This is a genomic window from Pseudomonas sp. yb_9, from assembly GCF_043103635.1.
Classification (GTDB): domain Bacteria; phylum Pseudomonadota; class Gammaproteobacteria; order Pseudomonadales; family Pseudomonadaceae; genus Aquipseudomonas; species Aquipseudomonas monteilii.
Genome location: NZ_JBICKA010000075.1, coordinates 95,735 through 118,636, shown reverse-complemented (window position 1 = coordinate 118,636; position 22,902 = coordinate 95,735). Strand labels below are relative to the sequence as shown.

The window sequence follows — 22,902 nt, the reverse complement described above, 5'->3', positions numbered from 1 at the left end:
TGCTATCCAGAGAATGCGCCAAAGAAAAAGTTGATGCGATACTCAATGGCTATTTTTTTTTTTTTTTTTTTTTGCTTAGGGAAACGGCGAAAATATTTCAAGTTTTGGGCAAAATGCTTGTCCCTCCCTCTTTCCCGCGATGATCTTCTCTGAAACCGAGTGCGCCGGCAAATGCAAGCACGCCTGCAACGAATGTCCCTTGATTAAAAATGAGTGGAGATGGTTTAGACCAAGGAAGGCATTCAGAGCCACTAAAGTGCTTACTCACGTTGAGTCGGGTCCGTTGGGATGCGTGGGGGCACGGCGGCGAATGTTGTGGGCATTACGCAGATCAGAAACTTGCAATACAGAAACGTGATCTGCGCCGATCAGTTTACACCGATGCCCACAACCTTGATCTTTACGCATTCTTTATACCCACCCCCACCCTCCGATCTCGCCCCTTTACGCCCCTCCCTCAGACAATTTCCCCATAGCGGCACACGCCGCACCACGGGGAGAACCACTCATGAATATGCTCGACGGGCTGTCACTGCTGCTGGCAGTGGCCTTGGCGTTTTATCTGCTGGTGGCGCTGCTGCGCGCCGATCGCAGCTAAGGAGCGGCCATGCACAGTTACGATTTCGCCTTGCTGCTGGCGTTCTTCGCCATCGTGCTGTTACCGGCACCCTGGCTCGGGCGGTTCTACTACAGGGTCATGGAAGGCCAGCGCACTTGGCTGTCGCCGCTGCTGAGCCCGGTCGAGCAGGCCTGCTACCGGCTAGCGGGCGTGAACGCCAGCCAGGAGCAGAACTGGCGGCAATACACCCTGGCGCTACTGGCCTTCAACCTGGCCGGATTCCTGCTGCTGTTCGCTGTGTTGCTGCTGCAGGGCTACCTGCCGCTCAACCCGCAGCACCTGCCCGGCCAGGAGTGGTCGCTGGCGTTCAATACCGCCGTCAGCTTCGTCACCAACACCAACTGGCAGGCCTACAGTGGTGAGGCATCGGTCAGCTACCTCAGCCAGATGCTTGGCCTGACCGTACAGAACTTTGTCAGTGCCGCCACCGGCCTGGCCGTGCTGGTTGCGTTGTGTCGCGGCATTGCCCGGCGCAGTGCAACGACGGTGGGCAATTTCTGGGTCGACATGACCCGCGCCACCCTCTATGGCTTGCTGCCGCTGTGCCTGCTGCTGGCGCTGCTGCTGGTGTGGCAGGGCGTGCCGCAGACCTTTGCCGACTACGCCCATGCGCTGACCCTGCAAGGGGCTGACCAGACCATTCCGCTGGGGCCGGCCGCCAGCCAGATCGCCATCAAGCAACTGGGTACCAACGGCGGTGGCTTCTTCGGCGTCAACTCGGCGCATCCGTTCGAAAACCCCACGGCCTGGAGCAACCTGTTCGAGGTGGCGTCGATCATCCTCATTCCGGTGGCGCTGGTGTTCACGTTCGGCCACTACGTGAAGGACCTGCGTCAGAGCCGCGCGATCCTCGCCTGCATGCTTGCCCTGTTCCTGATTGGCGGCAGCACCGCGCTGTGGTCCGAGTACCAGCCCAACCCCGCGCTGGAAAGCACTCAGGTGCAACAGGCGGCCCCCATGGAAGGCAAGGAAAGCCGTTTTGGCACCACCGGCTCGGTGTTGTGGACGGTCACCACCACTGCTGCCTCCAACGGCTCGGTCAATGCCATGCACGATAGCCTCAACCCGCTGACCAGCATGGTGGCGATGGTCAACATGATGGTGGGCGAGGTGATTTTCGGCGGCGTCGGCGCCGGGCTGTACGGGATGCTGCTGTTCGTGCTGATCGCGGTGTTCCTGGCCGGGCTGATGATTGGTCGCACCCCCGAATACCTGGGCAAGAAGCTGCAAGCCCGTGAGGTGCAGTTGCTGGTGGCAACCCTGCTGGTGATGCCGGTCGGCGTGCTGGTGCTGGGCGCTATCGCCGCCAGCCTGCCTGGCCCGGCGGGTGCAGTCAGCAACCCGGGGGCGCATGGTTTCAGCCAGCTGCTGTACGCCTACACCTCGGGCACGGCCAACAATGGCTCGGCCTTCGCCGGCTTCGGTGCCAACACGGTGTACCACAACCTGATGATCGGCCTGGCCATGCTCATCGGCCGCTTCGGCTACATCCTGCCGATCCTGGCCTTGGCTGGCAGCCTGGCAGCGAAGAAAAGCGCACCGCAGGGGCAGAACAGCTTCCCCACCCATGGCCCGCTGTTCACCGGCCTGCTGCTGGTGACCATCCTGCTGGTGGGTGGCCTTACCTTCCTGCCGACCCTGGCCCTGGGGCCAATCGCCGAACACCTGAGCCTGGGTTTCTGAGGACTGACCATGAACATGCCCATTCCTGAAGTTAAAGCGCGGCACACCGCCAAGGACCAGACTCGCTTCGCCGCGCTGTGGCGCCCGGCGCTGGTGCAGGCGTTCGTCAAGCTCGACCCGCGCCAGCTCAAACGTTCGCCGGTGATGCTGGTGGTGGCCCTGACCGCTGTGTTGACCACTGTGCTGTGCTTTGCCCCCGGCAGTGGCGTGAGTACCGGCGTTGCCGTGCAAATCGCCCTGTGGCTGTGGTTTACCGTGCTGTTCGCCAACTTTGCCGAGGCGCTGGCCGAAGGCCGTGGCAAGGCCCGCGCCGACAGCCTCAAGGCGGGTAGCCAGGGCTTGACCGCCCAGCGTCGCAAGCGTGATGGCAGCTACGAAACCATTGCAGCCAGCGCGTTGCGCAAAGATGACGTAGTGCGCGTAGTCGCTGGCGAAATGATCCCTGGCGACGGCGAGGTGCTGGAAGGCATCGCAGCGGTCAACGAGGCCGCCATTACCGGTGAGTCTGCCCCCGTGATCCGCGAGTCCGGCGGCGACCGCTCGGCGGTGACCGGCAATACCCGGCTGGTCTCCGACTGGTTGCTGATCCGTATCACCAGCAACCCGGGCGAATCGACCCTCGACCGCATGATTGCCTTGGTCGAAGGCGCCAAGCGCCAGAAAACGCCGAACGAGATTGCCCTCGACATCCTGCTGATCGGCCTGACGCTGATCTTCCTGATCGTGGTGGTGACCTTGCAGCCGTTTGCCCACTTCGCGGGTGGCAGCCTGCCGCTGATCTTCCTGGCCGCGTTGCTGGTGACGCTGATCCCTACCACCATCGGCGGCTTGCTGTCGGCCATCGGCATCGCCGGCATGGACCGCCTGGTGCGCTTGAACGTCATCGCCCGCTCCGGCCGGGCGGTGGAAGCAGCCGGTGACGTGCATACGCTGATGCTCGACAAGACCGGCACCATCACCTTTGGCAACCGCCGCTGCAGCGCGCTACATGCTGCACCAGGCATTACCGCCAAGGAATTGGGGGAGGGCGCACTGCTGGCCTCGTTGGCCGATGACACCGCCGAAGGCAAGTCGATTGTCGAGTACCTGCGCCAACTGCACGACTTTATCGAACCGGCTGCTGGGCAGTTCGAGGCAGTGGCCTTCAGTGCCGAAACACGTCTGTCGGGTATCGACTTCCAGCAGCACCGCTACCGCAAGGGCGCCGTCGATGCGGTACTGGCGTTCGTCGGCATGCAACGGCTGGAAATGCCCCCGGCGCTGGCCCGCGAAGTGGAGCGCATCGCCCAGAGCGGCGGCACACCGCTGCTGGTATGCATCGACAAGCGCCTGCTTGGCGTAATCCACCTCAAGGACGTGGTCAAGCCGGGTATCCGCGAGCGCTTCGCCGAGTTGCGCAAACTGGGCATTCGCACGGTGATGGTGACCGGCGACAACCCACTTACCGCCGCCGCCATCGCAGCCGAAGCGGGGGTGGATGACGTACTGGCCGAGGCCACCCCTGAGAAGAAACTGGCGCGTATTCGCCAGGAGCAGAACGACGGCCGCCTGGTGGCCATGTGCGGCGACGGTGCCAACGACGCCCCGGCACTGGCGCAGGCCGATGTGGGCATGGCCATGAACGACGGCACCCAGGCCGCGCGCGAGGCGGCCAACATGGTCGATCTGGACAGCGACCCGACCAAGCTGCTGGACGTGGTGCAGGTAGGCAAAGAGCTGCTGGTCACCCGTGGCGCACTGACCACCTTCTCCATCGCCAACGACGTGGCCAAGTACTTCGCCATCCTGCCGGCGCTGTTCGCCGCCATCTACCCACAGCTGGGCGTGCTCAACCTGATGCACCTGGCCAGCCCGCAGAGCGCGATCCTGTCGGCCATCGTGTTCAACGCGCTGATCATCATCGCGCTGATCCCGCTGGCGCTGCGTGGCGTGCGGGTGCAGGCGGCCAGTGCGGCACACCTGTTGCGGCGCAACCTGCTGATCTACGGGCTGGGCGGCATTGTGGTGCCGTTTGCCGGGATCAAGCTGATCGACCTGCTGCTCAATGCCCTGAACCTGGTCTGAGGAGGCCGCTATGAATGCTTATGTACGCCCGGCGTTGAGCCTGGCTTTGTTGATGACGCTGGTGACGGGTGCGCTGTATCCGCTGGCGGTGACGGGCATTGCCCAGGTCGCTTTCCCGGAACAGGCCAATGGCAGCCTGGTGCGCGACGACCAGGGCCAGGTGCGTGGTTCGGCGCTGATCGCCCAGGCATTCGAGGGTGATGGCTGGTTCCATGCGCGGCCTTCGGCGGGTGCTTACGCCACGGTGGCCAGCGGTGCCAGCAACCTGTCGCCGAGTAACCCGGCGCTGGCCGAGCGGGTCAAGGGGGACGCCGCAACGCTCTACCGGGCGCAGCAGGGGCCGGTGCCGCAGGCGTTGCTGACCACCTCGGGCAGCGGCCTCGACCCGCACCTGCCGCCAGAGGCCGTGGCTTATCAGGTTCCGCGCGTGGCAGCAGCGCGGCAAATGCCGGTGGAGCGCTTGCAAGCCTTGGTGGAAGAGGCCACCCTCCACCCATTGATCGGCCCGCCGGTGGTCAATGTGCTGGCGCTGAACCAGGCACTTGAGCATTTGAGCCGCTGATGTTGGGGCCGCTTTGCGGCCCTTCGCGGGCGTGCCCGCGAAGGCCTGCAAAGCAGGCCCTTTGGTCGACCGTCGCAGATTCTGAAGGATGAAACATGAGTGATTCCGCCCGCGCCGATGCGCTGTTGGCCACCCTCCCACGCACAGGCCGGGGCCGGCTGAAGGTGTTCCTCGGCGCCGCCCCCGGCGTCGGCAAAACCTTTGCCATGCTCCAGGCCGCCCACGCCCAGCAACGTCAGGGCGTTCAGGTGCTGGCGGGGGTTGTCGAAACCCACGGCCGCGCCGAAACCGAGGCGTTGCTCGCCGGCCTTCAGCAGCAGCCCCTGCTGCGCAGCCAGTACCGAGGCGTCACGCTTGAAGAAATGGACCTCGACGGCCTGCTCAAGGTCGCGCCAACACTGGCCCTGGTCGACGAACTGGCCCACACCAATGCCCCCGGCAGCCGGCACGCCAAGCGCTGGCAGGACGTGCAGGAATTGCTGGCCGCCGGCATCGACGTGTACACCACGGTCAACGTCCAGCACCTGGAAAGCCTAAACGACAAGGTGCGCGACATTACCGGCGTGCTCGTACGCGAAACCTTGCCGGACTGGGTGTTGCAGGAAGCCTTCGAGCTGGTGCTGATCGACCTGCCGCCGCGTGACCTGCTCGAACGCTTGCGCGAAGGCAAGGTGTACGTACCGGAGCAGGCGCGGGCCGCGATCGACGCGTATTTCTCGCAAACCAACCTGACCGCCCTGCGCGAACTGGCCATGCAGACTGCCGCCGCGCAGGTCGATGCCGACCTGGCCCATGGCTATCGCCAGCGCGGCCAGGAGGCCCCCGCCTTGCGTGGCCGGCTGCTGGTGGGCGTGGATGGCGACGACCAGGCCGAGCGCCTGGTGCGTCATGCCAGCCGCGTGGCCCAGCGCCGCCACCTGCCCTGGAGCATGGTGCATGTGGACAACGGCCGCCTGCGTGACGAAACCGCCCGCCATCGCCTGCAGGCTGCGCAGCAACTGGCCGAGCGCATGGGCGGGGAGGTGGTGGTGCTGCGTGCCGGCGAAGTGGCGCGCACGTTGATCCAGCATGCTGCCGAACGACGGGCCAGCCTGGTGCTGGTCGGGCAGTCCCGCGACCGACTGCGCCGGCGCCTGTTCGGTGCCGGGGTGGCTGCGCGGCTGTTGCGTGAGAGCCATGGCCTGGAAATCAACGTGCTGGACCGCGATGTGCAGCCGCAAGCGCCGCGTTCGGCGGTGCGGCGGGTGTGGGTGTGGCGGCATTACCTGCTGGCGCTACTGGCCACCGTCATGGCAGCAGGCCTGTCCTGGGCGGTGTCGAGTGTGCTGGCGTTGCCAAACATATCGCTGGTGTTCCTGGCGGCGGTGTTGCTGGTGGCGGTACGCAGCAGCCTGGGGCCTGCGCTGGCCTGTGCTGCGTTGTCGTTCCTGACTTACGATTTCCTGTTCATTCCGCCCAATTTCTCGTTCAGCATCCAGCGTGAAGAAGATGTGCTGACGCTGGTGTTTTTCCTACTGATGGCCGCGCTAACCGGCAACCTGGCCGCCCGCCAGCGTCGCCAGCTGCAGGCGCTGCGCGAGACCCAGGCACAAACCAGCCAGTTGCTCGACCTGTCGCGCCGGTTGACGGTGGCCACCGACCGCCAGGCCGTCTTCAATGCCGCCGGCCAGCATCTGGATGGCTGGCAGGATATGCAGGTGTGCCTGCTGGAGCGCAACGCCGAAGGCCAGCTGCAAGTGGCCAGTGGTGAAGCCCACGCCTTTAGCGACAACGAACGCGCCGCCGCGCAATGGGCCTGGCAGCATGGCCAGGCCGCCGGCCATGGCAGTGACACCCTGCCCAATGGCCGCTGGTGGTGGTGGCCGCTGGCGGTAGACGAACAACCCCTGGCCCTGCTCGGTGTACGCCCGCGTTCCGGCCAGCCGCTCAGCGACCCGCGCCGGCGCCTGCTCACCGCCCTTGGCCAGCCGCTGGCACAGGCGTTGGCCCGCGCCCGTCTGGCCGAGCAGCTGGAGGCCGCACGCCTGCATGGCGAAACCGAGCAGTTGCGCAGTGCCTTGCTGGCGTCCGTTTCCCACGACTTGCGCACGCCGTTGACCGCCATGCGTGGCAGCATCGACAGCCTGCTGGCGTTGGGCGAGGCCATCCCGCCTGAAGACCGCCGTGAGCTGTTGGACGGCACCCGCAACGAGGCCGAGCGCCTCGACCGCTACATTCAGAACCTGTTGGACATGACCCGCCTGGGCCACGGCGGACTCAAGCTGGCACGCGACTGGGTGGCTCCGGGTGACATCGCTGGCAGTGCGCTCAACCGCCTGCGCGTAGTGCTCGCCCCGTTGCGTGTGCACACTGATGTGCCGGCCGAGCTGCCGCTGCTGTTCGTGCATGCAGCGCTGATCGAGCAGGCGCTGGTCAACGTGCTGGAAAACGCGGCACGGTTCTCGCCGGCCAATGGTCGGCTTGAACTCCACGTATCGGTGCAGGACATGCAGTTGCGTTTTGCCGTCCTTGACCAAGGCCCCGGCATTCCGGTGGCCGACCGCGAGAAGATCTTCGACATGTTCTACACCGCTGCCCGTGGTGACCGTGGCGGGCAGGGTACCGGCCTGGGCCTGGCCATCTGCCAGGGCATGATCGGCGCCCATGGCGGGCAGATTCTGGTAGGCGAAGGCATCGATGGCCAGGGCACCGGCATCACTCTATGCTTGCCACTGCCCCCTCAACCTGAAGCCGAAAGCGAAACCCCATGAGCCAGTCCGCCACCCTGTTGGTCATCGACGATGAACCGCAGATCCGCAAGTTCCTGCGCATCAGCCTGGCCTCCCAGGGCTACAAGGTGATCGAAGCGGCAACCGGTGAGGAGGGGCTCACTCAGGCAGCATTGGGCAAGCCGGACCTGGTGGTGCTCGACCTGGGCTTGCCGGACATGGACGGCCAGCAGGTGCTGCGTGAGCTGCGCGAGTGGAGTGCGGTGCCGGTGATGGTGTTGTCGGTACGCGCCAGTGAGGTCCAGAAGGTGGATGCGCTGGATGGCGGGGCGAACGACTATGTGACCAAGCCGTTCGGCATCCAGGAGTTCTTGGCGCGGGTGCGTGCCCTGCTGCGCCAGGTGCCGCAGACCGGTGGTTCGGAGGTGGCGGCCAGCTTCGGGCCGTTGACCGTGGATTTTGCCTTCCGCCGGGTGACGCTGGAGGGCGTCGAGGTGGCGCTGACGCGCAAGGAGTACGCCTTGCTGGCGCTGTTGGCCGGGCATCCGGGGCGGGTGATTACCCAGCAGCAGTTGCTCAAGGACATCTGGGGGCCTACCCATGTGGAAGACACCCATTACTTGCGGATCGTGGTCGGGCATCTGCGCCAGAAGCTGGGGGACGACCCCACAGCACCTCGCTTTATCATTACCGAGGCGGGAGTGGGGTACAGGTTGGTGGCGCCGGCCGTTTGATCCGGATTCACGCCGACTCTGTGGGAGTGGGCTTACCGGCGAAAAATCCAACACGGTGCAGGGTGGTGCTCGAAGCGTAGCTGCGTCTGCGTCACGACCTCGGTGATTCTGTTTCAAAGCATTGGCGCATCACATCCAGATAGCGCCTTGCCCCCAGACCCAGCGGTCGCGACTTGATCCAGATGATGTCTACCCACAGGCGCAAGCGACTGGCCATGTTGTCGAAGCGCACCTCGGCCAGCGCACCTGAAGCAATCAGCGGTTCGACCAGCGGCTGCGGCAGGTAGGCCCAGCCCAGGCCGGACTGCACCAGGTCCAGCGTGGCCAGGTAGCTGTCGGTCAGCCAGATGCGCCGCGACAGCACCATGCGCGGGTCTGACCCGGTGGCCTTGCCCGAGGCCACGATGATCTGCCGTTGTTCGGCAACGGCCTCTTCGGGCAACGGTGTGCCGCTGTTCTGCCCGGCGGGGTGGCGGGGGGATGCAACGGCTACCAGTAACTGGCTGCCGGCTTCCAGGAATGACTCACGCTCGTCGATACCGGGCCGCTCGAACACCAGCGCCAGTTGCACGCTGCCTTCATGCAGTAAGCGAACGGCTTCGGTCTGCGTCGCCGAGCGCACCTCGATTTCCAGGCTGGGGAACTCCTGGGCCAAAATTTCCAGTGGCTGGCTCCAGCGGCCGGTTTGCAGTTCGGGGGCCATGGCGATGGTCAGGCGCTTTTCCAGGCCCTTGTGCAGTTGCAGGGCCTGGGCGTCGAGCAGGTTGAGCTGGCAGATCACCTGCCTGGCTTGCGGCTCCAGCGCCAGGGCGGCGCTGGTGGGCAAGGCCTTGCGAGTGGCCCGATCGAAGAGCACCAGGTCCAGTTCTGCTTCCAGCTGGGCGACTGCCATACTCACTGCCGAGGGTACACGGCCCAGCTTGCGGGCGGCGGCCGAGAACGAGCCGGCATCGAGCACGGCGAGGAATATTGCCAGGGAATCGCTGGAAAAGGCCATTGTCAGTAAACCTGATCATGGTGGTGCAAGCATGGGGTGTGTATTTGAACATGCATTGTGGGTTTTGGGGTGTTTGGCGGGGTGTTTGCAGCGCCTGTGAGATCGAGCGCCGCCCGCGCGGCGCTCGATCTGTGCGCCACCGCAAAACCCAAGGCAGGCACCTCTAGGCCTTCATCCCAATCTTACAGCCCCTCGCCCAGCACCCGGTCAATGCTGTCGACAAAGTAGTCCACGCTCGCCCGGGTGGTGCACATTGGCGGCTTGATCTTGAGAATGTTCAGGTAGTCGCCGGTGGGTTGCATGAAGATACCCAGCTCACGCAGGCGGTCGCACAGGGCCATGGTTTCTTCGGTGGCCGGCTCCAGCGTTTCGCGGTTACGCACCAGCTCCAGCCCCAGGTAAAAGCCCGAGCCATGCGCCGCACCCGCCAGCGGATGCTTGTCGACCAGCGCCTGCAGGCGGGCCTTGAAGTAGCGCCCGGTGTCGCGGGCGTTGTCCCACAGGCCTTCTTCCTGCATCACGTCCAGCACCGCCATGCCGATGCGGCAGCTGACCGGGCTGCCACCGGCCGAGGAGAAGAAGTAACCCTCGGCCTCCAGCGCTTCAGCGATTTCGCGGCGGGTGATGACCACGCCCAACGGCTGGCCGTTGCCCATGCCCTTGGCCATGGTGATGATGTCGGGCACCACGCCTTGCTCCTCGAAGCCCCAGAAGTATTCGCCCAAGCGGCCATAACCCACCTGCACTTCGTCGGCGATGCACACGCCGCCGCGGGCGCGGACCTTGGCGTAAGCGTCGCGCAGATAACCGGCCGGCAACGAAATGCCGCCAGCGTTGCCGTACACGGGCTCGCAGATGATGCCCGCCAGCTGGCGGCCACGGGCATTGAGGTCGGCCAGCTTGGCGTCGACGTCGCGCAGGTAGTCAGCCGCGCTGTCGCCACCGCGGAAACGGCCGCGGAAGGTGTTCGGCGCTTCGACCGGGTGTACCCAGTCCGGGCGGGTTTCCAGGGCTTGCGGGTTGTCGGCAATGGACGTGGAGATGGCGTCGGTGGCCACCGACCAGCCGTGGTAGGCCTCCAGCACGCTCAACAGGTCGCGCCCGCCGCTGTAGGCCCAGGCCAGGCGAATGGCCAGGTCATTGGCCTCGGTGCCGCTGTTGACCATGAACACCCGGTCGAAGCCCTCGGGCGCCAGGTCCAGCAGGCGTTCGGAGAACTCGGTGATGGCCGCGTAGTGGAAGCGCGAGTTGGTGTTCAGCAGCGACCACTGCCGCGCCGACTCGGCGACCATGCGCGGGTGGCCGTGGCCCAGTACCGCGACGTTGTTGAGCATGTCCAGGTACGAACGGCCCTGCATGTCGATCAGGTAGTTGCGCCAGCCGCGCTCGATGTGTGGCGGTTGCGCGTAGTAGTGCTTCTGCGAGCGGGCAAAGCTGGCGTCGCGGCGAGCCAGCAGGGCCTGTGGGTCGGGCAGCGGCTCGGCATCGCAGTCCAGGTCCAGCAGCGCGGCCGGCGACGGGCATAGGGCCAGCCAGGCGTCGGCGTGGGACGGGGTGGCGAAGAAGGGTGGCTGTAGGGCAAGGTCCAGGCACAGCTGTACGCTGAGGAAACCACAGCTATGGCCCAGCGACTGGCCTTTTTCCAGCGCCTGCCCATCGGCGGGTGCATCTTCTAGGCCCTGTAGCCACAAGGCCCAGTGCGCGGTTTGCAGGCAACCGCGGCCGTCGCCATGGCGCTGCCAGGTGCCAGCTTCGGGTGCCTTCACCTGGCTGCCGTTGGGCACATGCAGCTCAACGCCAAGGGCGCAGGTGGCGGGCTCTTCGGGCCGGTCGATATGGGTTTGCGACAGGCGATACTCCCCATGCAGGGTGCAGGCTGGGGCCGTTTGCGCGCTCAGCAGGTGCTGGTCGAAACCGGGTTGCTCCCAGTTACCCGCTTCACAATGGCGGCTGAGCACACCCAGGTCGACCCGCGTTACCTCCTGCCCGGCCAGGTCGGGGAGCAGGGGGGCACAACGGTCCAAGTCTGGAACGTCGATCTGCACGCCCGCCGCCTGCAGGATGGCGGCCTCCATTAGCGCGAAAGGCACGGCAGTGGCGGTGTCGAAGATTTCCCATTCATGGGCCACGTTGTCGCGGGTGTACTGGTTGCCGGGGTCCACGGCCAGTTGCTGCGCGCTGCTCAATACCAGTACAGCTGCCCGGTTGATCACCAGTGGCCACAGGGCTCGCAGTTCGGCCTCGGTCAGTGGGTTGAGCACCTGATAGGCGCTGATCGCCGGCAGGATGCGCAGCGGGTCGCCCTCGGCGTGGTGCAGCAATGCTGCGCAGGTCACTGACAAGTCGGCGATACGCCAGGTGCGTATCAGGTCACCGAAGTCGATCACCCCTTGCAGTTGCCACTGGCGCTCGCTGTCGCGGGCCCACACGGTGTTGTCGTCGGTGAGGTCCAGGTGCACGGCCTGGCTCGGCAGTCGATCAACCAGCGGCAGCAGGCGCTCGCTGGCCTGGCGGGTAGCCTGCTCGATGCGGGCGCGCTGGGCACTGTCTTGCAGCACCGGCAGCAGGTGATCGATCAGCGCTTCGGCATGTTGCGGGTCCCATTGCAGGGTGCGTACAAGCCCTGGGTGATCGAAGTCGGCCAGGGCCTTGTTCAGCTTCGCACAAAGCCCGCCCAGTTCAGCCACCAGGCGTGGCGGCATGTGCTTGAGGCGAGTCAACGGTTGGCCTTCGATGTAGTCGAGCAGGCGCAGGCGCAGGGGTTGCCCGTCGATGTCCAGTGCCACCAAGCCTTCGCCATTGCGCGCTGGGCGCACTGCCGGTACCGGCAAGCCCTGTTCGTGCAGGAAGGCCAGTGCGGCGTGCTGTGCTTCCAGTTCAAGCTGGGCATAGCTGCCGTGGCAGGCCTTCAGCACATAGCGGCCTTGTGGTGCCTCCACACGGAAGTTGAGGTCCTGCTGGCTACCCAGCGGCGTCAGGTCACCCTCCAGGCCATAGTGCGTCTGCAATACGGCGCGTGCCTGCGTTTCGCTGAGTGAAGGGCTGGGCAGGCCGGAACGGCTGATCAGCGTGGTCAGGGCAGGGGAGGCGGACGGGGGCTGTGGGCTGGACATGAGGCTCTACCGTTTCTGCTGGGAGTTGGCGGAAAAGAATTTATGCCCGAGCTGGCTGATGATGAAAGACGATTGTTGTCAGTAATTCTGATAATGGCGCCAAATTATGGAAATTTGAACTTTTGCTCGCGGGCATCGCTGCACGGGATGCCAGTGGGTGGGTGCCGTGTTCGCCTTGGCGGAAGGTGGTTTTGCCGACGGCGAAATGAGTGTCTTCTGTGGAAGCGGAGACTGCCTGCGTGAATTAACCGTTACAGCCTGTCAAAGCTGTATCGCTGATCTTCAGCGAGCAGCCGGGACTAGAGCCCAGCCAGAGCACCCGCAACGGAAAACACGCGGCAGGAGCGGCGCATCGCGAGCTGCGCTCGCTCCTACGTTTGTTTCGGGCCAGTAATGCCTGTGGCAGGCGCGCAGGACCGCCTGGTGTGTACGACGCGATATCGCGCCATGCGCCAAGGCGTCCGTGCGCAAATCCCACAGGAATAATTGGCCCGAAACAAACGTAGGAGCGAGCGCAGCTCGCGATGCGCCGCGCGGGCGGCGCTCGATCTTGAGGGCGCTACAAGACTTAAGGCGAACCCACCTCAACCTCCAAAAACGCCGCCTCCAGCAACTGCCGCGTATACGGATGCTGTGGCGCATGAAAAATCGCCTGTGCATCCCCTTGCTCCACCACATGCCCATGCTTGATCACCATCAACTGGTGACTCAACGCCTTCACCACCGCCAGGTCATGGCTGATGAACAGGTAGGTCAGGTTGTACTTCTGCTGCAAATTACGCAGCAATTCCACCACCTGCCGTTGTACTGTGCGGTCCAGCGCGGAGGTGGGCTCATCCAGCAGTATCAGCGCGGGCTTCAACACCAACGCCCGGGCAATGGCTATGCGCTGGCGCTGCCCACCGGAAAACTCATGGGGATAGCGATGCCGTGTACGCGGGTCCAGCCCCACTTCCTCCAGCGCTGCGATTATCGCCGCTTCCTGCTCTTGCGCCGTACCAATGCCGTGAATGCGCAACCCTTCACCCACGATGTCCGCCACGCACATGCGCGGGCTCAGGCTGCCGAACGGGTCCTGAAACACCACCTGCATTTCCCGGCGTAGCGGCCGCACGGCCTTCTGGTTCAGCCCTTGCAAATTCTGCCCATGGAAATGAATGCCACCCTGGCTGGAAATCAACCGCAGGATAGCCAAGCCGAGCGTCGACTTGCCCGACCCGGACTCGCCAACAATCCCTAGCGTCTGCCCTTGCGGCAGGCTGAAGTTGACCCCGTCCACCGCCTTCACATGGTCAACGGTGCGCCGCAGCAGCCCCTTCTTGATCGGGAACCACACCTTTAGGTCATCCACTTCAAGCAACGGCGCGCCCACCGGGTTGTGCGCAGGCAGCCCGCTGGGCTCGGCATTGATCAGCATCTGCGTGTAATGGTGCTGCGGAGCACTGAACAGCGTGGCGCATTCGGCCTGCTCGACAATCTGCCCGCGCTGCATCACGCAGACGCGGTGGGCGATGCGGCGTACCAGGTTCAGGTCATGGCTGATCAGCAACAGCGCCATGCCCAGGCGCGCCTGCAGGTCCTTGAGCAGGTCGAGGATCTTCAACTGCACGGTCACGTCCAGCGCTGTGGTCGGCTCATCCGCAATCAGCAACTCCGGCTCGTTGGCCAGCGCCATGGCAATCATCACCCGCTGGCGTTGCCCGCCCGACAGCTCGTGGGGCAGGGCCTTCAAACGCTTTTGTGGTTCGGGAATACCGACCAGTTCCAGCAACTCCAACGTGCGTGCCGTCGCTTCCTTGCCGGTCAGGCCCTTGTGTAGCAAAAGGATCTCGTTGATCTGTTTTTCGATACAGTGCAGCGGGTTGAGCGAGGTCATCGGCTCCTGGAAGATCATCGCAATGCGGTTGCCGCGAATGCGTTGCAGGGTCTTCTCGTTCTGCTGGAGCAGGTCTTTGCCTTCGTAGCGGATGCTGCCGCTGGGGTGGCGGGCCAAGGGGTAGGGCAGCAGGCGCAGGATCGAGTGCGCGGTGACGGACTTGCCCGAGCCACTTTCGCCCACCAGGGCCAAGGTCTCGCCCTTGCGGATGTCGAAGCTGATGCCGTCGACCACGCGGTTGACCTGGTCCCCGGTCACAAACTCAACGGCCAGGTCGCGCACTTCGATCAGGTTCTGTTCACTCATGTCACTTCCTCGGGTCGAAGGCATCGCGGGCGGATTCGCCGATGAACACCAGCAGGCTCAGCATCAGCGCCAGCACGGCAAAGGCGCTGATGCCCAGCCACGGCGCCTGCAGGTTGGACTTGCCCTGGGCCACCAGTTCGCCCAGCGATGGCGAACCGGCGGGCAGGCCGAAGCCGAGGAAGTCCAGGGCGGTGAGGGTGCCGATGGCCCCGGTGAGGATGAACGGCATGAAGGTCATGGTCGAGATCATGGCGTTGGGCAGGATGTGCCGGTACATGATCGCGCCGTTGCGCATGCCTAAGGCGCGGGCGGCGCGCACGTATTCCAGGTTGCGCCCGCGCAGGAACTCGGCGCGTACCACGTCCACCAGGCTCATCCACGAGAACAGCAGCATGATGCCCAACAACCACCAGAAGTTGGGCTGCACGAAGCTCGCCAGGATGATCAACAGGTACAGCACTGGCAGGCCGGACCAGATCTCCAGAAAACGTTGCCCGGCCAGGTCGACCCAGCCGCCATAAAAGCCCTGCAAAGCGCCGGCAATGACGCCGACGATGGAGCTGGCCACGGTCAGGGTGAGGGCAAACAGCACCGAAATGCGGAAGCCGTAGATCACCCGCGCCAGTACGTCGCGGCCCTGGTCGTCGGTGCCCAGCCAGTTGTCCGCCGAGGGCGGTGCCGGCGCGGGCACGCGCAGGTCGTAGTTGATGCTCTGGTAGCTGAACGGGATGGGCGCCCACAGCACGAAGCTGTCTTTCTTTTCCAGCAGCTCGCGGATGTAGGGGCTCTTGTAGTTGGCTTCCAGCGGGAACTCGCCGCCGAAGGTGGTTTCCGGGTAGCGCTTGAACGCCGGGAAGTACCACTCGCCGTCGTAGCGCACGGCAATTGGCTTGTCGTTGGCGATCAGCTCGGCGCCCAGGCTCAGGCCGAACAGGATCAGGAACAGCCACAGCGACCACCAGCCACGGCGGTTGGCCTTGAAGCGCTCGAAGCGCCGGCGGTTGAGGGGGGACAAGGCCATGTCAGTGCTCCCGGCTGGCGAAGTCGATGCGTGGATCGACCAGGGTGTAGGTCAGGTCGCCGATCAGTTTCACCACCAGCCCCAGCAGGGTGAAGATGAACAGGGTGCCGAAGACCACCGGGTAGTCGCGGTTGATGGCCGCTTCGAAACTCATAAGCCCCAGGCCGTCGAGGCTGAAGATCACCTCGATCAGCAAGGAGCCGGTGAAGAAGATGCCGATGAACGCCGAAGGGAAGCCGGCGATCACCAACAGCATGGCATTGCGGAACACGTGGCCATACAGCACCCGTGGCCGGCTCAGGCCTTTGGCCTTGGCGGTGACCACGTATTGTTTGTTGATCTCGTCGAGGAAGCTGTTCTTGGTCAGCAGGGTCATGGTGGCGAAGTTGCCGATGACCAGTGCGGTGATCGGCAGCACCAGGTGCCAGAAGTAGTCCAGCACCTTGCCGGTGGTGCTCAGCTCGTCGAAATTGTTGGAGGTGAGGCCGCGCAGCGGGAACCAGTCGAAATAGCTGCCGCCGGCGAACAGCACGATCAGCAGGATGGCGAACAGGAACGCCGGGATGGCGTAGCCGACGATGATTGCCGAGCTGGTCCACACGTCGAAGTGGCTGCCGTGGCGCACCGCCTTGGCGATGCCCAGCGGGATCGAGATCAGGTACATGATCAGCGTGCTCCACAGCCCCAGCGAGATCGACACGGGCATTTTCTCGATAATCAGGTCGACGACCTTGGCATCGCGGAAGAAGCTGTCGCCGAAGTCCAGCCGGGCGTAGTTCTTGATCATGATCCACAAGAGTTCGGGCGGCGACTTGTCGAAGCCGTACATGCGCTCGATTTCGGCGATCAGCGCCGGGTCCAGGCCCTGGGCGCCGCGGTAGTTGGAGCCGGCCACGGAGACTTCGGCACCGCCACCGGCAATGCGGCTGGTGGCGCCTTCGAAACCTTCGAGCTTGGCGATCATCTGCTCGACCGGGCCGCCGGGGGCGGCCTGGACGATGATGAAGTTGATGATCAGGATGCCGAACAGGGTCGGGATGATCAGCAGCAGGCGGCGCAGGATGTAGGCCAGCATCTTAGTTGGCCTCGTCCGCAGGGGCTTCGCTGACCGCCGGGGTTACCCCGGGCTTGATCCACCAGGTATCGATCCCGATGTCGTACTTGGGCGAAACATCCGGGTGGCCGATGTGGTTCCAGTAGGCCACGCGCCAGGTCTTGATGTGCCAGTTGGGGATCACGTAGTAGCCCCACAGCAGCACCCGGTCGAGGGCGCGGCAGTGGTCGACCAGGCTCTGGCGCGAATCGGCGTTGATCAGCTCTTCCACCAGTTGGTCGATAGCCGGGTCGCGCAGGCCGATGAAGTTGCGGCTGCCGGGGTTGTCGGCGGCGGCGCTGGACCAGAACTCGCGCTGCTCGTTGCCCGGCGAGTTGGACTGCGGGTAGCCGCCAACGATCATGTCGTAGTCACGCGAACGCAGGCGGGTGATGTACTGGGAAACGTCGACCCGACGGATGTTCAGGTCGATGCCGAGGTCGGCAAGGTTACGCTTGAACGGCAGCAGGATGCGTTCGAACTCGGTTTGTGCCAGCAGGAACTCGATGCTGACCGGTTTACCCTGCGCGTCGACCATTTTGTCGTCGACGATTTTCCAACCGGCTTCCTGAAGCAGCTTGTAGGCCTGGCGCTGTTGCTCGCGGATCATGCCGCTGCCATCGCTGACCGGGTTCTTGAAGGCCTCGGTGAAGACCTGTTCGGGGACTTTGCCACGCAGCGGTTCGAGGATCTTCAGCTCGCTGGCGCTGGGCAGGCCCTGGGCGGCCATTTCCGAGTTGTCGAAGTAGCTGCCGGTGCGGGTGTAGGCGCCGTTGAACAGCTGTTTGTTGGTCCACTCGTAGTCCAGCAGCAGGCTCAGGGCCTGGCGCACGCGTATGTCCTGGAACACCGGGCGGCGGATATTGAAAATGAAACCTTGCATGCCGGTGGGGTTGCCGTTGGGCAGCTCTTCCTTGATCAGGCGGCCGTCGCGCACGGCGGGCACGTTGTAAGCGGTGGCCCAGTTTTTTGCACTGACCTCCAGCGCGTAGTCGAACGCCCCGGCCTTGAGTGCTTCCAGCGCGACAGTGGTGTCGCGGTAGGCGTCGAACGTCATGGCATCGAAGTTATAGAACCCGCGGTTGATCGGCAGGTCCTTGGCCCAGTAATCCTTGACCCGCTCGTAGCGCACCGAGCGCCCGGCTTTTACATCGGCGACCTTGTACGGCCCGCTGCCCAGCGGGATTTCCAGGTTGCCGCGGTTGAAGTCGCGGTTTGCGTACCAGTGCTTGGGCAGCACTGGCAGTTGGCCGAGAATCAGCGGCAGCTCGCGGTTACCCTTGTGCTTGAACGTGAACAGCACCTTGAGCGGGTCTTCGGCGACCACCTCGGCGACGTCGGCATAGTACTGGCGGTACAGCGGCGCACCGTCCTTGATCAACGCGTTGAAGGTGAATACCACGTCTTCGGCACGCATCGGGTGGCCGTCGTGGAAGCGCGCTTCGGGGCGCAGGTAGAAGCGCACCCAGCTGTTGTCGGGGGCCTTTTCGATCTTGCCGGCCACCAGGCCGTATTCGGTGAACGGCTCGTCCTGGCTCTGGCGCATCAGGGTGTCGTAGATGATGCTGATGTTCTCGGCCGACACGCCTTTGTTGATGAACGGGTTGAGGCTGTCGAAGCCGCCGAAGCTGGACTGGCGGAAGGTACCGCCCTTGGGCGCATCCGGGTTGACGTAGTCGAAGTGCTTGAAGTTGGCGGGATACTTGGGGGGCTCGTCATACAGGGTGAGCGCGTGTTGCGGTGCGGCCAGGGCGGGAAGGCTCAGGCAGGCGAGCAACAGGCTGCCTGCCAGCCGGCGCAGTGGGTGCGTTGGCGTCATTGGGCTTTCTCCGAAGTCTTGATCCACCAGCTGTTCAGCCCCAGGGTGTAGGGCGGCGTGGTGACGAAGGCGAACCGGTTGCGGTAGGCCAGGCGATGATTGTCGAGGTACCAGTTGGGGATCATGTAGTACTGCCATGAAAGCACACGGTCCAGGGCGCGGGCGGCGGCGATCTGGTCGTCGCGGGTACGCGCAGCCAGCAGGGTGTCGAGCAGGTGGTCGACCACCGGGTCCCTGACCCCCGCATAGTTCTTGCTGCCCTTGGTGGCGGCCTGGCTGGAATGGAAGTACAGCCACTGTTCGAGGCCGGGGCTAAGGGTCTGGTTCAGGGTCATCAGAATCATGTCGAAATCGAACTGGTCCAGGCGTTGTTTGTACTGGGCGCGGTCCACGGTGCGCAAGCGCGCATCGATGCCGATGCTGGACAGATTTTCGACATAAGGTTGCAGGATGCGTTCAAGGTTGGGGTTTACCAGCAGCAGTTCCATGCGCAGCTGCTGGCCCTTGCTGTCGACCAGGCGCTGGCCATTGAGCTTCCAGCCGGCCTCGGCAAGCAGGCCCAGGGCCTGGCGCAGGGTCTGGCGGCTGATACCGCGGCCATCGGTCTGGCTGACCTTGTAGGGTTCGCTGAACAGCTTGGCCGGCAGCTGGTCGCGGAACGGAGCCAGCAACAACCATTCCTTGCCGGTGGGCAGGCCGCTGGCGGCGAACTCGCTGTTGGGGTAAAAGCTGGTCGAGCGACGGTAGGCGCTGCTGAACAGGGCGCGGTTGGTCCACTCGAAGTCGAGCATCAGCCCCAGCGCCTGGCGCACCCGTGGGTCGCTGAAGGTGGCGCGGCGGCTGTTCATGAAAAGGCCCTGGGTTTGCGTCGGGATCTGGTGCGGGATCTGGGCCTTGATGACCTCGCCACGGCGCACGGCCGGGAAGTTGTAGCCGTTGGCCCAGTTCTTGGCCTGGTGCTCGATATAGATGTCGAATTCGCCGGCCTTGAAGGCTTCGAAGGCAACGGTGGCGTCGCGGTAGAACTCGTACTCCACGCGCTTGAAGTTGTACTTGCCACGGTTGACTGCCAGGTCCTTGCCCCAGTAGTTCTTCACCCGCTCGAACACCAGCCGGCGGCCGGGCTGAACTTCGGTGATGCGGTAGGGGCCGCTGCCCAGCGGTGGCTCGAAGGTGGTCGCCTTGAAATCGCGCTTTTGCCAGTAGTGCTTGGGCAGCACCGGCATCTCGCCCAGGCGCAGGATCAGCAGCGGGTTGCCGGCGCGCTTGAACACGAAGCGGATACGCAGCGGTCCGAGGATGTCCACCCGTTGCACTTCCTGCAGGTTGGTGCGGTAGATCGGGTGGCCGTCCTTGAGCAGGGTGCGGTAGGAAAAGGCCACGTCTGCCGAGGTGATCGGCTGGCCGTCATGCCAGCGGGCTTCCGGGCGCAGGTTGAACACGACCCAGCTGCGATCTTCGCTGTACTCCACCGAGCGGGCGATCAGGCCGTAGCTGGAGGTCGGCTCGTCGCCGGACGGGTCGTACTGGCCGGTGCCGACCATCAGTGGCTCGTTCAGCTCGCTGATGCCGTATTGCTGGAAATTGGGCGTGGTAATCGGGCTCGACCCCTTGAAAGTGTAGGGGTTGAGGGTATCGAACGTACCAAAAGCCATGGCCCGCAAGGTGCCGCCTTTGGGCGCTTGCGGGTTGACCCAGTCGAAATGGGTGAAGGTGGCTGGGTACTTGAGCGTGCCGAACTGCGCGTATCCGTGGCTTTCGCTCACCATCGCGGCTGCGGGAAAGCTCAAGGCCAGGCTGAGTGACAGCAGGAGGGGACGTATCAAGTCGGCATCCGATCCAGAGGCGTTGGGCTTTGATCGGGGTACAGTAACAGCTTGGTGGGGTTGGAAAAAGAGAGCTGCAAGCTTCAAGCTTCAAGCTGCAAGAAAAAGCGGGGCGCATGCGATTTGCTTTGTTCTTGCCGCTTGTAGCTTTTCAGCTTGTCGCTTTCAATGCGAGAGGTAGACGGTCAGGGTCTGGCCTGGCTTGAGGGCGTGGCCGCTGCGCGGGTTCCAGCGCTTGAGGTGCTGCATTTCCACGTTGAAGCGCTTGGCCACCAGGTACAGCGAGTCGCCCTTGCGTACCTTGTATTGCGTGGAACGCTTACCGGATGCCGCCACCCGGTTGCCAGCGGCGCTCGGTGCACTGCCACCGCGCAGGGCCAGTACCTGGCCGGCGCGCACGCTGTTGCCGGACAGGCGGTTCCAGCGTTTGATGTCCTTGACCGACACGCGGTTGGCCTTGGCGATGGCACCCAGGTTGTCGCCACGCTTCACCCGGTAGCTACGCGCTGCAACCGGCGCCTGGGCCTCGGCCACAGCGCGGGCGAACACCGCCTTGTTCGGCTGCAGGCTCACCAGTTGCTCGGGCTTGAGGTTGGACAGGCTGTCACTCAGCAGTTGCGCCTTGGCGGTCGGTACCAGCAACTGTTGCGGGCCGTCCACGGTCATGCGCTTCTTGAAGGCAGGGTTGAGCTGGATCAGCTCGTCTTCGTCGATGTTGGCAAAGGCTGCCACCCGTGACAGGTCGAGGCGGTCGTTGATCGCTACCGCCTCGAAGTAGGGTTCGTTGGCGATCGGGTTCAGGTTCACGCCGTAGGCTTCAGGGGTGAGCACCACCTGCGACAGGGCCAGCAGCTTGGGCACGTAGTCGCGGGTTTCCTGTGGCAGCGGCAGGTTCCAGTAGTCGGTTGGCAGGCCGAGTTTTTCGTTGCGCTCCATGGCGCGGCTGACCGTGCCTTCACCGGCATTGTAGGCGGCCAGAGCCAGCAGCCAGTCGCCGTTGAACATGTCGTGCAGGCGGGACAGGTAGTCCAGTGCCGCGTTGGTCGAGGCGGTGACGTCGCGACGACCGTCGTAGAAGTTGGTCTGGCGCAGGTTGAAGTGGCGGCCGGTGGACGGGATGAACTGCCACATGCCCGCCGCGTGGGCGCGCGAGTAGGCCATCGGGTTGTAGGCGCTTTCGATGGCTGGCAGCAGCGCCAGTTCCAGCGGCATGTCGCGCTCTTCAAGGCGCTCGACAATGTAATGCAGGTAGAGGCTGCCACGCTCGCCGGCGCTTTCGATGAAGCTCGGGTTGCTGGCGAACCACAGGCGTTGCTGCTCGATACGCGGGTTGACGTCGATGCCATCCTGCAGTGCGAAGCCCTGGCGCATGCGCTCCCAGACATCCTGCGGTGCCTGCTCGGCCGGCTTGACCAGCAGCGGTGAAGGTTTGTGCTTGATCCGCGCCTGGTAGTTGTGCGCGCGAACGCTTTCGGATTCGTCGAGCTGACGGGTGCTCTGGCAGCCCACCAAGGTGGCGGCCAGGGCCAGCGCACTGATTTGGGCCAGGCGCGTCAGGGCGACGGAATGAGAGGTTCTGCGGCTACGGGAAGACATCGGCTGACACAGGTATCCGGGCGAAAAATTTCGGCGATTCTAGAAACCGCTCCGGACCTGGTCAACCTTTGACCATCACTTGCGATATATCTTGCGGTTATCAGAAGGTGTCCTTCCAAGACCTCAAGGCAGCAAAAACAGTGACCTGCGAGTCGTTTGGATGTCCCTTCCATTCGTCTGCTTTTTGTTTAACTAATGTTTCAGAGGTGCGCAGGAAGGGGTTGGTCAGCCGTTCCAGGCCAATGGTTGATGGCAAGGTGATGCGATTGTCGGCGCGCAAACGGGTAACGTCCTCGAACCGCTTTATAACGTGCGGGTTGGTGGGTTCCACCGCCTTGGCAAAACGCAGGTTGCTGAGGGTGTATTCGTGGGCGCAGTACACTTCTGTTTGCGCCGGCAGCGCCGCTAGCCGGGCGAGGGCGGGTTGCATCTGTTCGGGTGTACCCTCGAACATGCGACCGCATCCGGCGGCGAACAGGGTGTCGCCGCTGAACAGCACGGGCGTTGCCGGCTGGTCGCTGAAAAACGCGATATGCCCCAGGGTGTGGCCGGGTACTGCCAGCACCTGGAAGGTTACGCCCAGCACGGTAACCTGATCGCCTTCGTCCAGCGCCAGGTCGCGGCAGGGGATACGTTCGTGGGCCGGGCCGCAGACACGCGCATCGGTCAGTTGCTTGAGCCGTTCCACGCCGCCGACATGGTCGTTGTGGTGGTGGGTAATCAGGATATCGCTGAGCACCCACTCGGGATTGGCCGCCAGCCAGCGTTCCACCGGGCCGGCGTCACCTGGGTCGACCACCGCGCAGCGGCGTTTGGCAGTATCCTGTAACAACCAGATGTAGTTGTCGGAGAAAGCGGGGAGAGCATCGATCTGTATCATGGTGC

At 64.1% G+C, this 22,902-nt stretch carries 15 protein-coding genes; 6 read left to right on the top strand and 9 right to left on the bottom strand.

The features are described from left to right. Positions 1-508 precede the first annotated feature (508 nt). The 6 genes from kdpF (at position 509) to ACF8MI_RS20475 (ending at position 8,370) form a co-directional block, all read left to right on the top strand. Positions 509-598, top strand: a complete 90-nt coding sequence (gene kdpF, locus ACF8MI_RS20500; RefSeq protein ID WP_003251485.1) for a K(+)-transporting ATPase subunit F — start codon at positions 509-511, stop codon at positions 596-598. A gap of 9 nt (positions 599-607) precedes the next feature. Continuing rightward, positions 608-2,302 (top strand): potassium-transporting ATPase subunit KdpA, encoded by a 1,695-nt coding sequence (gene kdpA, locus ACF8MI_RS20495; RefSeq protein WP_104834289.1) that lies wholly within the window; start codon positions 608-610, stop codon positions 2,300-2,302. A gap of 9 nt (positions 2,303-2,311) precedes the next feature. Beyond that, positions 2,312-4,366 (top strand): potassium-transporting ATPase subunit KdpB, encoded by a 2,055-nt coding sequence (gene kdpB, locus ACF8MI_RS20490; protein WP_016711623.1) that lies wholly within the window; start codon positions 2,312-2,314, stop codon positions 4,364-4,366. Between the two features lie 10 nt (positions 4,367-4,376). After that, positions 4,377-4,928, top strand: coding sequence for a potassium-transporting ATPase subunit KdpC (kdpC, locus tag ACF8MI_RS20485; protein ID WP_060500882.1), 552 nt, complete (start codon positions 4,377-4,379; stop codon positions 4,926-4,928). 95 nt (positions 4,929-5,023) lie between these two features. Next, the gene (locus ACF8MI_RS20480) at positions 5,024-7,678 is read left to right on the top strand and encodes a sensor histidine kinase KdpD (protein ID WP_104834291.1); all 2,655 of its coding nucleotides are present in this window, start codon (positions 5,024-5,026) and stop codon (positions 7,676-7,678) included. Beyond that, complete coding sequence (locus ACF8MI_RS20475) at positions 7,675-8,370, top strand: response regulator (RefSeq protein WP_104834292.1); 696 nt, start codon at positions 7,675-7,677, stop codon at positions 8,368-8,370. The genes ACF8MI_RS20480 and ACF8MI_RS20475 overlap by 4 nt, the downstream gene beginning before the upstream one ends. 91 nt (positions 8,371-8,461) lie before the next feature. Here the strand turns inward: ACF8MI_RS20475 and ACF8MI_RS20470 are convergent, their stop codons facing one another. The 9 genes from ACF8MI_RS20470 to gloB all read right to left on the bottom strand — a co-directional run bounded on the left by ACF8MI_RS20470 (position 8,462) and on the right by gloB (position 22,897). Further along, the gene (locus ACF8MI_RS20470) at positions 8,462-9,367 is read right to left on the bottom strand and encodes a LysR family transcriptional regulator (protein WP_104834293.1); all 906 of its coding nucleotides are present in this window, start codon (positions 9,365-9,367) and stop codon (positions 8,462-8,464) included. A 182-nt stretch (positions 9,368-9,549) separates the two neighbouring features. Then, positions 9,550-12,480, bottom strand: a complete 2,931-nt coding sequence (locus ACF8MI_RS20465; RefSeq protein WP_200928652.1) for an aminotransferase — start codon at positions 12,478-12,480, stop codon at positions 9,550-9,552. A 568-nt stretch (positions 12,481-13,048) separates the two neighbouring features. Beyond that, positions 13,049-14,662 carry an ABC transporter ATP-binding protein gene (locus tag ACF8MI_RS20460; RefSeq protein ID WP_060497829.1) on the bottom strand — a complete coding sequence of 538 codons (1,614 nt, stop codon included), beginning with the start codon at positions 14,660-14,662 and terminating at the stop codon, positions 13,049-13,051. Position 14,663: 1 nt separating this feature from the next. Then, on the bottom strand, positions 14,664-15,683 hold the full coding sequence (locus ACF8MI_RS20455) for an ABC transporter permease (RefSeq protein ID WP_016711616.1): 1,020 nt from the start codon (positions 15,681-15,683) through the stop codon (positions 14,664-14,666). A gap of 1 nt (position 15,684) precedes the next feature. After that, on the bottom strand, positions 15,685-16,758 hold the full coding sequence (locus ACF8MI_RS20450; RefSeq protein ID WP_392517756.1) for a microcin C ABC transporter permease YejB: 1,074 nt from the start codon (positions 16,756-16,758) through the stop codon (positions 15,685-15,687). Position 16,759: 1 nt separating this feature from the next. Further along, positions 16,760-18,595, bottom strand: a complete 1,836-nt coding sequence (locus ACF8MI_RS20445) for an extracellular solute-binding protein (RefSeq protein WP_060497828.1) — start codon at positions 18,593-18,595, stop codon at positions 16,760-16,762. Then, positions 18,592-20,421, bottom strand: a complete 1,830-nt coding sequence (locus ACF8MI_RS20440) for an extracellular solute-binding protein (RefSeq protein WP_200928651.1) — start codon at positions 20,419-20,421, stop codon at positions 18,592-18,594. Before ACF8MI_RS20440 ends, ACF8MI_RS20445 begins: the two co-directional genes overlap by 4 nt. A gap of 165 nt (positions 20,422-20,586) precedes the next feature. Beyond that, positions 20,587-22,017 carry a lytic transglycosylase domain-containing protein gene (locus tag ACF8MI_RS20435; protein WP_060497826.1) on the bottom strand — a complete coding sequence of 477 codons (1,431 nt, stop codon included), beginning with the start codon at positions 22,015-22,017 and terminating at the stop codon, positions 20,587-20,589. Between the two features lie 100 nt (positions 22,018-22,117). Next, positions 22,118-22,897 (bottom strand): hydroxyacylglutathione hydrolase, encoded by a 780-nt coding sequence (gloB, locus tag ACF8MI_RS20430; RefSeq protein WP_060497825.1) that lies wholly within the window; start codon positions 22,895-22,897, stop codon positions 22,118-22,120. Between the last annotated feature and the right edge of the window lie 5 nt (positions 22,898-22,902).

What these genes read in the sequence shown, in the direction of transcription:
- ACF8MI_RS20465 (WP_200928652.1), bottom strand. Translation starts at nt 12,480, where the DNA reads ATGTCCAGCCCACAGCCCCCGTCCGCCTCCCCTGCCCTGACCACGCTG.
- gloB (WP_060497825.1), bottom strand. Translation starts at nt 22,897, where the DNA reads ATGATACAGATCGATGCTCTCCCCGCTTTCTCCGACAACTACATCTGG.
- kdpC (WP_060500882.1), top strand. Translation starts at nt 4,377, where the DNA reads ATGAATGCTTATGTACGCCCGGCGTTGAGCCTGGCTTTGTTGATGACG.
- ACF8MI_RS20455 (WP_016711616.1), bottom strand. Translation starts at nt 15,683, where the DNA reads ATGGCCTTGTCCCCCCTCAACCGCCGGCGCTTCGAGCGCTTCAAGGCC.
- ACF8MI_RS20435 (WP_060497826.1), bottom strand. Translation starts at nt 22,017, where the DNA reads ATGTCTTCCCGTAGCCGCAGAACCTCTCATTCCGTCGCCCTGACGCGC.
- ACF8MI_RS20445 (WP_060497828.1), bottom strand. Translation starts at nt 18,595, where the DNA reads ATGACGCCAACGCACCCACTGCGCCGGCTGGCAGGCAGCCTGTTGCTC.
- kdpA (WP_104834289.1), top strand. Translation starts at nt 608, where the DNA reads ATGCACAGTTACGATTTCGCCTTGCTGCTGGCGTTCTTCGCCATCGTG.
- ACF8MI_RS20470 (WP_104834293.1), bottom strand. Translation starts at nt 9,367, where the DNA reads ATGGCCTTTTCCAGCGATTCCCTGGCAATATTCCTCGCCGTGCTCGAT.
- kdpF (WP_003251485.1), top strand. Translation starts at nt 509, where the DNA reads ATGAATATGCTCGACGGGCTGTCACTGCTGCTGGCAGTGGCCTTGGCG.
- ACF8MI_RS20450 (WP_392517756.1), bottom strand. Translation starts at nt 16,758, where the DNA reads ATGCTGGCCTACATCCTGCGCCGCCTGCTGCTGATCATCCCGACCCTG.
- ACF8MI_RS20480 (WP_104834291.1), top strand. Translation starts at nt 5,024, where the DNA reads ATGAGTGATTCCGCCCGCGCCGATGCGCTGTTGGCCACCCTCCCACGC.
- ACF8MI_RS20475 (WP_104834292.1), top strand. Translation starts at nt 7,675, where the DNA reads ATGAGCCAGTCCGCCACCCTGTTGGTCATCGACGATGAACCGCAGATC.
- ACF8MI_RS20460 (WP_060497829.1), bottom strand. Translation starts at nt 14,662, where the DNA reads ATGAGTGAACAGAACCTGATCGAAGTGCGCGACCTGGCCGTTGAGTTT.
- kdpB (WP_016711623.1), top strand. Translation starts at nt 2,312, where the DNA reads ATGAACATGCCCATTCCTGAAGTTAAAGCGCGGCACACCGCCAAGGAC.